This is a genomic window from Lentzea flava, assembly GCF_014648475.1.
Taxonomy (GTDB): Bacteria; Actinomycetota; Actinomycetes; order Mycobacteriales; family Pseudonocardiaceae; genus Lentzea; species Lentzea flava.
Genome location: NZ_BMRE01000001.1, coordinates 560,156 through 573,454, shown reverse-complemented (window position 1 = coordinate 573,454; position 13,299 = coordinate 560,156). Strand labels below are relative to the sequence as shown.

At 71.9% G+C, this 13,299-nt stretch carries 15 protein-coding genes; 7 read left to right on the top strand and 8 right to left on the bottom strand.

The window, feature by feature from the left end; translation table 11 throughout:
• The first annotated feature begins 44 nt into the window (after positions 1-44).
• A complete protein-coding gene (locus IEZ09_RS02775) occupies positions 45-1,250 on the top strand; it encodes a PucR family transcriptional regulator (protein WP_189251891.1) in 1,206 nt (401 codons plus the stop codon).
• Between the two features lie 271 nt (positions 1,251-1,521).
• Positions 1,522-2,544 carry an LLM class flavin-dependent oxidoreductase gene (locus IEZ09_RS02770; RefSeq protein ID WP_189251890.1) on the top strand — a complete coding sequence of 341 codons (1,023 nt, stop codon included), beginning with the start codon at positions 1,522-1,524 and terminating at the stop codon, positions 2,542-2,544.
• Positions 2,545-2,559: 15 nt separating this feature from the next.
• Here the strand turns inward: IEZ09_RS02770 and hypE are convergent, their stop codons facing one another.
• Genes hypE through hypF form a run of 4 tightly spaced genes read right to left on the bottom strand, consistent with a single transcriptional unit; the run spans position 2,560 to position 7,113 of the window.
• Positions 2,560-3,585 (bottom strand): hydrogenase expression/formation protein HypE, encoded by a 1,026-nt coding sequence (gene hypE / locus IEZ09_RS02765; RefSeq protein ID WP_189251889.1) that lies wholly within the window; start codon positions 3,583-3,585, stop codon positions 2,560-2,562.
• On the bottom strand, positions 3,582-4,679 hold the full coding sequence (hypD, locus tag IEZ09_RS02760; protein ID WP_189251888.1) for a hydrogenase formation protein HypD: 1,098 nt from the start codon (positions 4,677-4,679) through the stop codon (positions 3,582-3,584). Before hypD ends, hypE begins: the two co-directional genes overlap by 4 nt.
• Positions 4,676-4,924, bottom strand: a complete 249-nt coding sequence (locus IEZ09_RS02755) for a HypC/HybG/HupF family hydrogenase formation chaperone (RefSeq protein ID WP_189251887.1) — start codon at positions 4,922-4,924, stop codon at positions 4,676-4,678. Before IEZ09_RS02755 ends, hypD begins: the two co-directional genes overlap by 4 nt.
• The gene (hypF, locus tag IEZ09_RS02750; protein ID WP_229812190.1) at positions 4,924-7,113 is read right to left on the bottom strand and encodes a carbamoyltransferase HypF; all 2,190 of its coding nucleotides are present in this window, start codon (positions 7,111-7,113) and stop codon (positions 4,924-4,926) included. The genes IEZ09_RS02755 and hypF overlap by 1 nt, the downstream gene beginning before the upstream one ends.
• 226 nt (positions 7,114-7,339) lie before the next feature.
• On the opposite strand from hypF, the gene IEZ09_RS47370 reads away from it, so the two are divergent.
• The 4 genes from IEZ09_RS47370 to IEZ09_RS02735 all read left to right on the top strand — a co-directional run bounded on the left by IEZ09_RS47370 (position 7,340) and on the right by IEZ09_RS02735 (position 10,213).
• Positions 7,340-7,468 carry a hypothetical protein gene (locus IEZ09_RS47370; protein WP_268247592.1) on the top strand — a complete coding sequence of 43 codons (129 nt, stop codon included), beginning with the start codon at positions 7,340-7,342 and terminating at the stop codon, positions 7,466-7,468.
• Between the two features lie 161 nt (positions 7,469-7,629).
• Complete coding sequence (locus IEZ09_RS02745; RefSeq protein ID WP_189251885.1) at positions 7,630-8,445, top strand: CPBP family intramembrane glutamic endopeptidase; 816 nt, start codon at positions 7,630-7,632, stop codon at positions 8,443-8,445.
• Positions 8,442-9,566, top strand: a complete 1,125-nt coding sequence (locus IEZ09_RS02740; RefSeq protein ID WP_189251884.1) for a sensor histidine kinase — start codon at positions 8,442-8,444, stop codon at positions 9,564-9,566. Before IEZ09_RS02745 ends, IEZ09_RS02740 begins: the two co-directional genes overlap by 4 nt.
• A complete protein-coding gene (locus IEZ09_RS02735) occupies positions 9,563-10,213 on the top strand; it encodes a response regulator (protein WP_189251883.1) in 651 nt (216 codons plus the stop codon). The genes IEZ09_RS02740 and IEZ09_RS02735 overlap by 4 nt, the downstream gene beginning before the upstream one ends.
• A 3-nt stretch (positions 10,214-10,216) precedes the next feature.
• Here the strand turns inward: IEZ09_RS02735 and IEZ09_RS02730 are convergent, their stop codons facing one another.
• Positions 10,217-11,164, bottom strand: coding sequence for an EamA family transporter (locus IEZ09_RS02730; protein ID WP_189251882.1), 948 nt, complete (start codon positions 11,162-11,164; stop codon positions 10,217-10,219).
• A gap of 86 nt (positions 11,165-11,250) precedes the next feature.
• Here IEZ09_RS02730 and IEZ09_RS02725 point away from each other — a divergent pair, with 86 nt between their 5' ends.
• A complete protein-coding gene (locus IEZ09_RS02725; protein ID WP_189251881.1) occupies positions 11,251-11,802 on the top strand; it encodes a CGNR zinc finger domain-containing protein in 552 nt (183 codons plus the stop codon).
• A gap of 1 nt (position 11,803) precedes the next feature.
• Here IEZ09_RS02725 and IEZ09_RS02720 read toward each other — a convergent pair whose 3' ends face one another.
• The 3 genes from IEZ09_RS02720 to IEZ09_RS02710 are packed head-to-tail and all read right to left on the bottom strand — an operon-like array spanning position 11,804 to position 13,283.
• Complete coding sequence (locus IEZ09_RS02720) at positions 11,804-12,289, bottom strand: glutathione peroxidase (RefSeq protein ID WP_189251880.1); 486 nt, start codon at positions 12,287-12,289, stop codon at positions 11,804-11,806.
• A 14-nt stretch (positions 12,290-12,303) separates the two neighbouring features.
• The gene (locus IEZ09_RS02715) at positions 12,304-12,849 is read right to left on the bottom strand and encodes a TetR/AcrR family transcriptional regulator (RefSeq protein WP_189251879.1); all 546 of its coding nucleotides are present in this window, start codon (positions 12,847-12,849) and stop codon (positions 12,304-12,306) included.
• Positions 12,846-13,283, bottom strand: a complete 438-nt coding sequence (locus IEZ09_RS02710; RefSeq protein ID WP_189251878.1) for a nuclear transport factor 2 family protein — start codon at positions 13,281-13,283, stop codon at positions 12,846-12,848. The genes IEZ09_RS02715 and IEZ09_RS02710 overlap by 4 nt, the downstream gene beginning before the upstream one ends.
• Between the last annotated feature and the right edge of the window lie 16 nt (positions 13,284-13,299).

Genomic DNA, 13,299 nt, shown 5'->3' with positions numbered 1-13,299 from the left:
CACGAAGTGCACCTGTTCACCGCTCTTGTGGTGCAATGTGCACCATGTCGTGGGAGCGGCCGTCACCCCGCGTGCGTGAGCTCATCCGGCGCGGCGCGGAGATCGCGCTCGACCCGCCCGCCGAGTGGCTGGCCGAGCTGGACGCGGCGACGCTGTCGGGTCCCAACCGCAGGCAGGTCGCCGAGGATCCCGTGCTCACGGCCGCGTTGAAACGCACGAACCGGTCGAACCTGCTCGGCTGGGCGTCGGCCAACATCCGGGCGCCGGGGGAGCGCGTGCCCGCCGACCTGGGCGAGGCACCGCTCGCGTTCGCCCGCGACCTGATCCGCCGCGGGCTCGACGAGTCGGCGCTCGACGCCTACCGCTCCGGGCAGGGCGTCGCGGTGCGGCTGTGGCTGCGGATCGCCTTCTCGCTGACGTCCGACCCCGACGAGCTGCGCGAGCTGGTCGAGGTCTCGTGCCGGTCGATCGAGGCGTTCGTCGACGACACCGTGGCCGCGATCTCGGTGCAGATGACCCGCGAACGCGAGCAGCTCACCCGCGGCACGCACGCCGAACGCCTGGAAACGGTGACGCTGCTGCTCGACGGCGCGCCGATCACCGCATCGCGCGCGGAGCACCGCCTCGGCTACCGGCTCTCCGGCGACCACACCGCGGCGATCGTGTGGAGCGACGACGCGCTGGGCGACCTCGACCGCGTGGCCGACCTGCTCGCCGCGGCCGCCGGGGAACCGCGCCCGCTGACCGTGCTGGCCAGCGCCGCCACCCGGTGGGTGTGGGTGCACGGCGCACCGGACGACGCCGTGCTGCGCGCGGGCGTCGCGCGTTTCCCGGCCGTGCGGGTGGCGCTGGGATCCAGTGGGCTCGACGCGGACGGGTTCCGCCGCAGCCACCTCGACGCGCTCACGGTCCAGCGCATGCTCGCCAGGCTCGCGTCACCGCACCAGCTCGCGACCCACGAGGAGGTCGAGCTGGTCGCGCTGCTCACCACGGACGCCGAGCGCGCCGACCGGTTCGTGCGACGAACCCTCGGTTCCCTCGCCACGGCCGACCCGGAGGTGATCGAAGCCGTACGGGCGTTCATCGCCGCGAACTGCAACGCGACGACGGCAGCCGCACGGCTCTACACGCACCGCAACACGCTGCTGCGGCGTCTGGCCCGAGCGTCGAAGCTGCTGCCGCGGCCGCTGGAGCAGAACCTGGTGCACGTCGGGGTGGCGTTGGAGGTGCACCGGTGGCGCGCGCAGTGATGTCGCTGGTCAGTTGGTCGTGCGAGCAGGGGGGATGGGCCGGTGGGGCTGAACCTGGTCGGGCGCAGTGATGTCGCTGGTCAGTCGGTCACGCGTGCAGGCCGCTGGGGCTGAATCTGGTGCGCGCGGAGTGATGCCGCTGGTCAGTCGGTCGTACGAGCAGTGGGCTCCGGTGGATGTGGCTGCTGGGTGATGAACCTGGTGGCGCGCGCAGTGACTCCGTTCAGGTAAGGTTGACAGGTCAACTAAGCGACGGAAGTGGGCGCGCGATATGAAGAAGATCGGGTTCCTGTCGTTCGGCCACTGGTCGGACAGCCCGCACTCGCAGACGAGGTCGGCGTCGGACACGTTGCTGCAGTCGATCGACCTCGCGGTGGCCGTGGAGGAGCTGGGTGCCGACGGCGCCTACTTCCGGGTGCACCACTTCGCGCGGCAGCTCGGGTCGCCGTTCCCGCTGCTGGCGGCGATCGGGGCGAAGACCGAGCGCATCGAGATCGGCACCGGCGTGATCGACATGCGGTACGAGAACCCGCTCTACATGGCGGAGGACGCCGGTGCCGCCGACCTCATCGCCGGCGGCAGGCTGCAGCTCGGCATCTCCCGCGGATCACCCGAGCAGGTCGTCGACGGGTGGCGGCACTTCGGCTACCAGCCCGCGGAGGGCGAGACCGACGCCGACATGGCCCGCCGGCACGCCGAGGTGTTCCTGAAGGTGCTGGAGGGGGAGGGGTTCGCGCAGCCCAACCCGCGGCCGATGTTCCCGAACCCGCCCGGCCTGCTGCGGCTCGAACCGCACTCGCCCGGCCTGCGCGACCGCATCTGGTGGGGCGCGGGGTCGAACGGCACCGCCGTGTGGGCGGCCGAGCAGGGCATGAACCTGATGAGCTCGACCCTGAAGTTCGACGAGGGCGGCGCGCCGTTCCACGTGCAGCAGGCCGAGCAGATCCGGGCGTTCCGCAAGGCGTGGACCGAGGCCGGGTGGCGGCACGAGCCGCGCGTTTCGGTGTCGCGCAGCATCTTCGCGCTCACCACCGACCTGGACCACGCGTACTTCGGCGACGACGGTGAGAGCACCGACCAGATCGGTTACATCGACGGGCCGAACAGGGCGATCTTCGGCCGCTCCTACGCGGCCGAGCCCGACGTGCTGATCGAGCAGCTGGCCGGGGACGAGGCGATCGCCGAGGCCGACACGCTGCTGCTCACCGTGCCCAACCAGCTCGGTGTCGACTACTGCGCCCACGTCGTCGAGAACATCCTCGTGCACGTGGCACCGGCACTCGGCTGGCGCTGATCAGCGTGCCCCGGATCAGCAGATCCGGGGCAGCTGCTCGCCCACCAGCACGTCGACGATGCGCGACGAGCCGACCAGCGTGTGGGCGAGAACGCGACCGGGGTCGCCCTGGGTGACCTCGCCGATGACGGTGGTCTCGGCGCCTTCCGGCAGGGCGCGCATCGCCGCCATCACCGCGTCGACCGACGCGGGAGCCACGAACGCCACCAGGCAGCCCTCGTTGGCCACGTGCAGGGAGTCGAGCCCGAGCAGGTCGCACGCCGCCGCGACGGGTGCCGGCACCGGCACGGCCGGCTCGACGATCTCCACGCACACCCCGGACGCCGCGGCGATCTCGTTGAGCGAACTGGCCAGACCGCCGCGGGTCGGGTCGCGCAGCACGTGCACGTCCGCGCCGCCGGCGGAGATCATCGCCGCGACCAGGTCGTGCAACGGCCGGCTGTCGGAGGTGACGTCGGCCTCGAACCCGAGTCCTTCCCTGGCGCTGAGGATCGAGATGCCGTGGCGGCCGATGGGGCCGGACACGAGCACGACGTCGCCCGGCACGGCACTCGCGGCGGACGGCCAGGCGTTGCGCAACCGCACGCCGACGCCGGTCGTCGTGATGTAGAGGCCGTCGGCCGCGCCGTGACCCACGACCTTGGTGTCACCGGTGACGATCGGCACGCCCACCTCCCGCGCGGCCGCGGCGGCGGAGTGCGTGATGTCGCGGAGCTCGCTGATCGGCAGGCCTTCCTCGATGATGTAGGCGAGGCTCAGCGCGATCGGCCGGGCACCGCGCATCGCGAGGTCGTTCACGGTGCCGTGCACGGCAAGCGAACCGATGTCGCCGCCGGGGAAGAACCGGGGCGTCACGACGTAGCTGTCCGTGCTGAACACCTGGTCCAGCCCGATCAGCGCGGCGTCCTCCAGCGGACCGGTGAGGCCGAGTTCCGGGGTGATCACCTCGGCGAGCAGTTCGGCCATGAGCTGGCCGCCGGAGCCGTGTCCGAGCAGGACGCGCTCGGTTTCCACACGCGGGACGGGGCAGGAGAGAGTCATCGGTGCTCCAGGGTTCGGCCGGCGTTGAAGAAGGCGGCGCAGGTGCCTTCGCTGGAGACCATCGGGGCGCCCAGCGGTGTCCGGGGAGTGCAGGTCTTGCCGTAGGCGGCGCAGTCGGTGGGCACGCGGGTGCCGCGCAGGATGTCGCCCGCGATGCAGTCGGGCGACTCCCTCGTCACCAGATCACCCACCGCGAACCGGGTTTCCGCGTCGTAGCCCGCGAACTCGGGGCTGAGCCCGAGGCCGCTCGCCGGGATCGGGCCGATGCCGCGCCACGTCCGGTCGGTCACCTGGAAGACGCGGCGCATCGCGTCCTGCGCCGCGGTGTTGCCGGACCGGCGCACCGCGCGGGCGTACTGGTTCTCCACCTCGGCGCGGCCTTCCTCGAGTTGCCGCACCGCCATCAGGATGCCCTCCAGCAGGTCCAGCGGTTCGAACCCGGTCACCACGACGGGCACGCCGTACGCGGCGGCGATCGGTTCGTACTCGGCCCAGCCCATGACGGCGCAGACGTGGCCGGCCGCGAGGAACGCCTGCACCTGCGTCTCCGGCTCGTCCATCAGCGCGGTGATCGCGGGCGGGACCAGGACGTGGCTCACCAGCACGCTGAAGTTCCGGACACCGGACGACGCGGCGTGCAGCACGGCCATCGCGTTCGCGGGAGCCGTCGTCTCGAAGCCCACCGCGAGGAAGACGACCTCGCGGCCGGGGTTCTCCTGCGCGATGCGGACGGCGTCGAGCGGCGTGTAGACGACTCGCACGTCCGCGCCGCGGGCCTTGAGGGACAGCAGGTCGCCGGACGTGCCCGGCACCCGCAGCATGTCGCCGTAACTGGTGAAGATCACGTCCGGCCGCGCGGCGATCGCGAGCGCCCTGTCGATGATCTCCAGCGGTGTCACGCACACCGGGCAGCCGGGGCCGTGGATCATCCGGATGCCGGCGGGCAGCAGTTCGTCGATGCCCTGCCGCACGATCGTGTGTGTCTGGCCACCGCAGACCTCCATGATCGTCCACGGTGCGGTGGCCGTGGCCCGCAGCTCGGCCAGCAACCGGCGGGCCAGCACGGGATCGCGGTACTCCTGCAGGTACTTCACGGTCCCAGCTCCGTTTCGATCGCGTCGGGAATGGCCCGCAGGACGGCGAGCGTCCGCGCGGCTTCCTCCTCGTCGACGAGGCTGATCGCGAAGCCGACGTGGACGATCACGTAGTCGCCGATCTCCGCCTCCGGCGTGTAGGCGAGGCAGACCGGCCTGCGCAGGCCGTCGAAGTCGACGGTGCCCGTGCGCGGGTCGGTGTCGCCGTCCAGCGTCACGATCCGTCCGGGAATCCCGAGGCACATCAGCGGTCCCCTCCCGCCAGCAGGGCCGCCGCCACGGCGGCCTGTCCGTAGCTGATCCCGCCGTCGTTGACCGGCACGCGTTCGCCGACGAGCACCCGGTGGTCCGCGAGCTCACGGGTGACGGCGTCGACGAGCCTGCGGTTCTGGAACACACCGCCGCCCAGGCAGACCGTGCGGAGGTTCCCGGCGACCTCGCGGACCAGTGCCGCGGTCACCTCCGCGATCGTGGTGTGGAACCGGGCCGCGGCGACGCCGGTCGGGTCGCCGCAGGTGACGAGGTCGCGCAGGGTCGGAATCGGGTCGTACACCCACATTCCGTCCCGCCGGTGGAGTGCCCAGTCCAGCGACGGACCGTCGTGTCCCGCGGCCGCGGCCTCCAGCAGCACCGCCGCCTCACCCTCGTACGAGTTCTCCTCGCACAGGCCGAGCAACGCGGCGGCGGCGTCGAACAACCGCCCGGCGCTCGACGCGAGCGGGCTGTTGACCCGCCGCTCGATCATGCGCCGCACGAGCTCCGCCTCCGGCGTCGGGCGAACGTCTGGAATGGACGGTGCGCCGAAGTCCTCCGCGCCGTGCAGGTACCCGAGCGCCATCCGCGACGGCCGCCGCACCGCCACCTCGCCACCGGGCAGCGGTGCCCGGCCGAAGCGGGCGACCCGCCGGTAGTCCCGGTAGGTGGCCAGGAAGATCTCGCCACCCCACAACGTGCCGTCGTCGCCCATCCCCAGACCGTCGTACGCGACACCGACGAACCGGCCTTCCACACCGTGTTCCGCGGCGGTCGCCGCGACGTGCGCGTGGTGGTGCTGAACGGGAATCCGGCGTTCACGCGACCACCGCTCGGCGTACCGGGTCGAGAGATAACGCGGATGCAGGTCGTGGGCGCAGTACTCGGGCGTGACGTCCTGCCAGCGGCACAGCGCCTCCGCGGTGCGCTCGAACGCGGCGAACGTCTCGGCGTTCGCCAGGTCACCGGTGTGCGGCCCGAGCACCGCGCGGTCACCGACCGCCAGCGCCGTCGTGTGCTTCAGATGCGCGCCCAACGCCAGCACCGGATTCGGCGCGGGCAGGGGCAGCGGCAACGGTTCCGGCGCGAATCCCCGTGCTCTGCGGACCATTCGTCCCGCGCGCACGACCGAGTCGTCGTAGCGCGCGAGGATCGGCCTGTTGTGCGAAAGGACGCCGTCCACCAGCGGCCCGAGCTTCGCCTCCGCCTCCTCGTCATCGATCACGATGGGCTCGCCGGACCGGTTGCCGCTGGTCACGACGAGCGGCCGGGCCAGGTGGTGCAGCAGCAGGTGGTGCAGCGGGCTGTACGGCAGGAAGAGCCCGACGTCCAGCCCGCCGGTGCGGGACGGCAGCACGACGATCGGCGCGGCGGGGGACCGCAGCAGCGCCGCCGCCTGATCGTCTACAGAGGACAGTGTGCGCGCTTCGCCGAGATCGCGGACCATCACGGCCAACGGCTTGCGCGGCCGGTGCTTGAGCTTGCGCAGCCGCGCGACGGTGTCGTCCTCGGCGGCGTCGCAGACGAGCTGGTAGCCGCCGATGCCCTTGACGGCGACGATGCCTCCGCGCGCGATCGCCGCGACGGCCACGTGCAGCGCCTCACCGCCGGTCACGTCACCCCAGCGCAGGCGCGGTCCGCAGTCGGGACACGCGACCGGCTCCGCGTGGAAGCGGCGGTCGGCTGGGTCGTGGTACTCGGCCGAACACGCGGCGCACAGCGGAAAACCGCGCATCGACGTCCGCGACCGGTCGTAGGGCACCGACTCCACGATCGTGGCGCGCGGCCCGCAGTCGGTGCAGTTGACGAACGGGTACCGGTAGCGCCGGTCGTCCGGGTCGAACAGCTCGGCCAGGCAGGCGTCGCAGGTCGCGAGATCCCCGATGATGGTGCGCGGCCCGGCGGCGAACCCGCTGTCCCGCACCGCGAATCCGGTGTGCAGGCTGGTGGCCTCCAGCGTGACGGTGATGTCGTCGACCCGCGCGTTGCGAGGAGCCCGCTCCCGCAGAGCCCGCCGGAACGCGTCGAGGGTGTCCGGCGGCCCGGACGCGGTGATCACGACGTGCCCGCCGATGTTGCGGACGTCGCCGCGGATGCCGAGCTCTGTCGCGAGCCGGAAGACGTGCGGCCGGAACCCGACGCCCTGCACGGCGCCGTGCACCTCGATGCGTTCCGTGATCACCGTTGCTCCCCGCCGTGCCGTTGGCCTCTTCCGACGAACGTCGCACCGATGGGCGCTCATCGTGAGGGGCCTAGGTCCCGGGACGGCCGGGCCAACGGCTCCCGCCGAGCGCGCGGGCGGACCGGTAACGTCGGGCGATGGCCACACTGCGCGACCTGCTCGACCGCCTCGACGAGCTGGACGACGACTCGACCATCTACGCCGCGCCGTGGAGGACAGCCGGGAAATGCACGCGGCGCCGGCCGCCGGGATGACCTACCTGCTGGAGGTCGACCTGGTCCACGACGTGCTCGAGGTCTGGCACGCATGGCGGCCGGGGCGGACGGCGACCTCGGACACCGGTGTGCCGCGGTGATCCACTACGCGGAGCACGACGCGTATCCGGAAGGGTGATGTCCCCCGAGCGAGCTACACCGAGATGTCCACCGCGCGGTGACGATTCCGGGCGTCCGAATCCCTAGCGTTTCCGCCGACGGGGCGGCGCGATGGCCGCCGACATCTCACGAAGGATCGGTCATGCGACTGTTGGTGCAGCTCGTGGCGGTCGGGCTGGTCGCGTTCGGCGGCAGTGCACTCGTCGGCGCGATGCAGTGGAACGTGCCCCTCACCCTGGCGTTCGGCCTGGCGACGGCGGCGCTCTCGCTGTTCGTCTACGCATGGGTGGTGCGGCGGACCGAACGCCGGGCGCCGGACGAGGTCGCGCTCAAGGGAGCGGGCCCCGCGTTCGGGCGAGGGCTGCTCATCGGTCTCGGCATGTTCGGCGCGGTCATCCTCAACATCGCTCTGCTGGGCGGTTACGAGGTGCGTGGCCTGGGGTCGGTGCCAGGTGCGCTCGCGATCGCCGGCTTCACCGCCGCGGCCGTCGTGGTGGAGGAGCTGATCTTCCGCGCCATCCTGTTCCGCATCGTCGAACAGCGGTTCGGAACGTGGATCTCGCTCGCGCTCAGCGGGGTGTTGTTCGGTGCGGCGCACCTGTTCAACCCGCACGCCACGCTGTGGACCGCGACCGCCATCGCCATCGAGGCCGGCTTCATGCTGGCCGCCGCGTACGCCGCCACGCGCACCCTGTGGGTGCCGATCGGCGTGCACTTCGGCTGGAACTTCGCCCAGGGCGGCATCTTCGGCACGAGCGTGTCCGGCACGGAGGCGCCGCAGGGCCTGCTGGACGGCGTCACCTCCGGCCCGTTGCTGCTCAGCGGCGGGGAGTTCGGCCCGGAGGCGAGCGCCTACTCGGTGCTGGCGGGTGTCATCGTCACGGTCGCGTTCCTGTGGCTGGCCAGGAGGCGGGGCACCGTCGTGCGCCGGGTGCCCGCGGCTACGCTCGCCGGGTGATCAGCCTCCGGCAGCGGTGGAGCCGCTGGGACGTCACGATCAGGGACGCTCCGATCGCGGTGGCGCTCGCGCTGGCCTCGCTGGTGCCCGCGCTGCACAACAGGGGAACGCAGCTGGGCGACCTGCCCGGCCGGCCGCTGGACGCGCTCGCCGCCGTCGTGATCGCGCTGGAATGCCTGCCGCTGGTCGTGCGGAGGCGGTGGCCGGTCGTCTGCCTCGCACTGGTGTCCGCCGGGTTCGCCGCCGACCAGCTCCTCGGCTACCACGCGGTCGCCGGCACCGCGTTGCCCATCGCCTTGCTGAGCACGGGTCTGCACCTGGATCACCACCGGCGCACCACCGCCGTGCTGGCCTCCGCGGCGTACGTGCCGCTGGCCGTCGCGCTCGACCGGGAGGGCTCGGGGGAGGGCGTGGCCGGGTTCGTGACGTTCTACCTGGCGCTGGCCGCCGCGTGGGCGATCGGGGCGTGGCTGCGGGTGTCCAGGGTCGCGGAGGAGGAACGCCGTCGCCACGTGGCCGAGGCGACCCGTCAGGCGGAACGCACGCGCATCGCCCGTGAGCTGCACGACGTGGTGACCCACCACGTGACGGCGATGGTCGTGCAGGCGGAGGCGGCGCGGTACCTGACGGCGGCTCCCGAGCGCCTCGACCAGGCGTTGACCGCGATCACCGACACGGGCCGCAGGTCCATCGCGGACCTGCGGCACCTGCTGGACGTGCTCAACCCGGACCACGACGGCGATCCGCACACGGAGTCCGTCGGTGAGCTCGTCGAGCAGACCAGGCGGGCCGGGCAGCCGGTCGAGTTCACCGAGGAGGGCGTGCCGGCGGTGGGCAGTGCGAAGGTGGTGGCGTACCGGGTGGTGCAGGAGGCGTTGACGAACGCCCTCAAACACGCGCACGGCAGCCGCACGAAGGTTCATGTGCGGCACGGCGAAAGCGAGGTCGTGGTGCACGTCGAAACCGACGGCACCGGATCGTCCGCCGCGCCGACCGGGGGCGGGCGGGGTCTCGCCGGTCTGCGCGACCGGGTCGGGGCGCTCGGCGGCGAGTTCAGCGCGCGCAGATTCGGCGACGGCTTCGTCGTGCGGGCCCGCATTCCGGTGGGGACCCGCTCATGATCCGAGTGCTGGTCTGCGACGACCAGGCGCTGATCCGCACCGGCTTCGCGACGATCATCGACGCCCAGCCCGACCTCGAGGTGGTCGGCGAGTGCGGGGACGGGCGGGCCGCGGTCGATCTCGCCGGGCAGCTCGGCCCGGACGTGGTGGTGATGGACGTTCGCATGCCCGTGCTCGACGGCATCGAGGCGACCCGCCTGCTCGCGGGAGCCGGTGTCGCCCATCCCGCCAAGGTGCTCGTAGTGACGACGTTCAACCTCGACGAGTACGTGTACGAGGCGTTGCGCGCCGGTGCGAGCGGGTTCCTGCTCAAGGACGCCCCGCCCGCCCAGCTGCTGCACGGGATCCGCACGGTCGCCTCGGGCGCCGCGCTGCTGGCACCCGAGGTGACCAGGCAGCTCGTCGGCCGGTACGCCGAGCGGATCAGGCCTGCCGGTGGCACGCCGGACGACGTTCCCCTGACAGCGCGGGAACTCGAGGTCCTGCGCCTCATCGCGGACGGCCTGTCCAACGGTGAGATCGCCGCGGCACTCGTGATCAGCCACGAGACCGTCAAGACCTACGTCTCGCGCATCCTCACCAAGCTCGGCCTGCGCGACCGCGTGCAGGCCGTCGTGTACGCGTTCCGGCACGGCCTCGTGGCCTGAGCGTCAGCGCTGCTGCAGGATCCCCGGTATCGGTGGCTGCTCCACCTTCGGCCGCTCGGCGCGGACCGAGGCGATGCCGCCGAGGATCAGCAGGCCGCCGAGCAGCTGCAGCCCGGTGAGCTCCTCGCCCAGCAGCAGCCAGGCGAACAGGGACGCGGAGACCACCTCGAGCAGGGCGATGAACGACGCGAGCCGCGACCCGAGGATCCCGGACGCCGTGATGCCGGACGCGTAGGCGAGCGCCGTGCCGACGACCGCGACGACGAGCAGCGGCACCCACCAGGCCGTCGTGGTGCCCAGCAGCGGCACGTCGCCGAACGTCGCGGTGAACGGCAGCAGGCCGGCCGCACCGATGAGCGCGAGGACCGGTGCGGCGAGCAGCAGTCCCGTCCCGGCGAGCGCGACGGGCGGCAACCCGTCGTTGGGACGCGCCGCGATCACGAAGTACCCGGCGCAGCCGAGGGCGGCACCGAACGCGGCCGCCAGGCCGATCGGGTCCACCGCCTGGATGGCGCCGGGTCCGATCACGAGCACGAGACCGCCGACCGCGAGCACGGAGCCGAGCAGGACGACGGGAGCGGGCGTGCGCCTGCTGACCGCCCAGGTGAACACGACCAGGATGATCGGCGCGAGGAACTCGATGAGCAGCGCGGTCGCGACCGGGATGCGCTGGATGGCGGCGAAGTAGAGGACCTGGGTGATCGCCACCCCGACCAGCCCCATGCCGAGCACGGCCCACCGGGCCCGCAGGAGCAGGTCCCACTTGCCGCGCAGGGACATCACGACGAACGGCAGCAGCACCAGCCCGGCCGTGCACGCGCGGGCGGTGACGGCGGCGGTCGGCGACCAGCCCGCCTCCAGGAGCGGTTTGACGAACGCCCCGGACGTGCCGAACGAGATGAACGAGACCGCTGCCGCGATCAGACCGGTGGATCTCGACGGAATCCCCATGCGCGCTGCCTCCCCCTGCGGACCGATGTCATGGCCTAACCTGGGTTACACCCCTGACGCTAGGCCGGTGCGGGTAAGGAGTCAATTTGCGTTTTGCCCCTGACACGGAGGAGGCGCTCGTCTTCGTCGTGGTCCTGTGCAACACCGATCCGTCCGCGTCCCGCAGCGGCACGGACGAGCTGGCGACGATCGATCAGCTCAAAGCCCTGCTGGACCGGTACCCCTTCACCGGGCGCATCGACCACGACGAGGCCGAGCTGCGCGACGTCCAACGCACGCGCGCGCTGCTCCGGCACGTCTGGACCCTCGACCGCGACGACGCCGCCGAAGCCGTCAACAAGATGCTGCGCGACGCCAAAGCGCTCCCGTACCTCGTGCGGCACGACTCGCTCGACTGGCACATGCACGCCACCGAGCCCAGCTCCCCGCTCGCCGAACGGCTGCGGGTGGAGGCGGCGCTCGCGCTCATGGACGTGATCAGGATGAACGAGATGGACCGGCTGCGGGTCTGCGAGGCCGACGACTGTGCCGGCCTCCTGCTCGACCTGTCCCGCAACGGGCTCAAGCGGTTCTGCAGCGTGCGGTGCGGCAACCGGATGAACATGATCGCGTTCCGCGAACGCCGCGCGGACCGGTGAACTACCGCAGCGCGGCCTCGATCGCGTCGGTGATCACCGCGTCCTCGGGCTCGACGCGCGGACGGAACCGCCGCAGCACCTTCCCGTCCCGCGACACCAGGAACTTCTCGAAGTTCCACTGCACGTCACCGGCGACGCCGTCCGCGTCGGGCTGCTGCACGAGCTCCTGGTAGACGGCGTGCCGTCCGGGGCCGTTGACCTCGAGCTTCTCGTACAGGGGGAACGACACCCCGTAGGTCGTCGAGCAGAACGTGGCGATCTCCTCGGACGTGCCCGGTTCCTGCCCGGCGAACTGGTTGCACGGGAAGCCGACCACCGAGAAGCCGTCCTCGCCGTACTTCTCCTGCAGCCGCTCCAGCCCGGCGTACTGCGGGGTGAGGCCGCAGCGCGACGCGACGTTGACGACGAGCAGCACCTTGCCCCGCAACGCGCTCAGGTCGGCCGGTTCGCCCGCGAGCGTGTTGACCGGGATGTCGTAGATCTCCATGCCGCCAACGTAGTTCATCCCGCCGGATCGACGAGCTGCAGGATCCACCCGCTCCACGCCGTGTCGGCACGCCGTTCCGGCAGGTCGAGAGCGCTGGAGACGGTCTGGACCAGGCCGGTGGCGAAGAACGTGCGGACCTGCGCCGGGTCCGCGCCCGTCAACCGCGCGATCGACTTCATCAGGTCCAGGTGCCGTCGCCGCACCGCCTGCCGGACGTCGTCGTCGGCAGCGGCCGCATAGCCCTGCAACACGACCAGGCCGACGGTGCTCTCGCGGCGCAGCAGCTTCACGTAGGCGTCGCCCAGCGCGGTCAACGTCGGCTCGGCGCGCTCGAACGCCGTCTCGATCTTGCCGTAGGCGATGTCGACGACCTCGAGGAACAACTTCTTCTTGGAGCCGAACATCTGGACCACGCGCGGGTGCGAGATCCCGGCGCGCTCGGCGATGGCGTCCAGCCGCCCGCCGGCCAGACCGTGCCGGGCGAACTCGAGCTCGGCCGCGTCGAGGATCCCCGCCCGGCGTGCGGCGGCGGGCAGGCGGACCGGTGCCTGCCCGGTCACCGCCCGGCTGCCCCGCCGCGCACCTGGCGCTCCACGAACTTGTTGTCGTACAGGCACCGGTAGGCGTGGACGAGGCCGTCCTCGCCCAGCTCCAGGCGGTCGTCGCCGTGGAACTCGACGCGCCGGTCGGTGCCCGCGACGGTGCCGGTGAACTGCCACGCCACGAGCACCGCGCGCCGGGTCGTCTCGGCGTAGACGCCCATTCGCTTGAACGAGAAGTCCGGGAAGTTGCGCGCCATCTCGGCCACGAACGCGCGGATGGCTTCCCGGCCGTGCGCGGTGCCGCGCAGCGCCGGTTCGTCGTAGACGAGGTCGTCCGCGCACAGTGCGGCCACCGCGTCGGCATCGCGCGCGTTCCAGGCCTTCTCCCACTTGCCGCAGAACTCCTCGACCGCGCCGATGTCGGTGGCGGCCACGTCAGCAGGGATCGTCATGCAGCTAACTTACAAG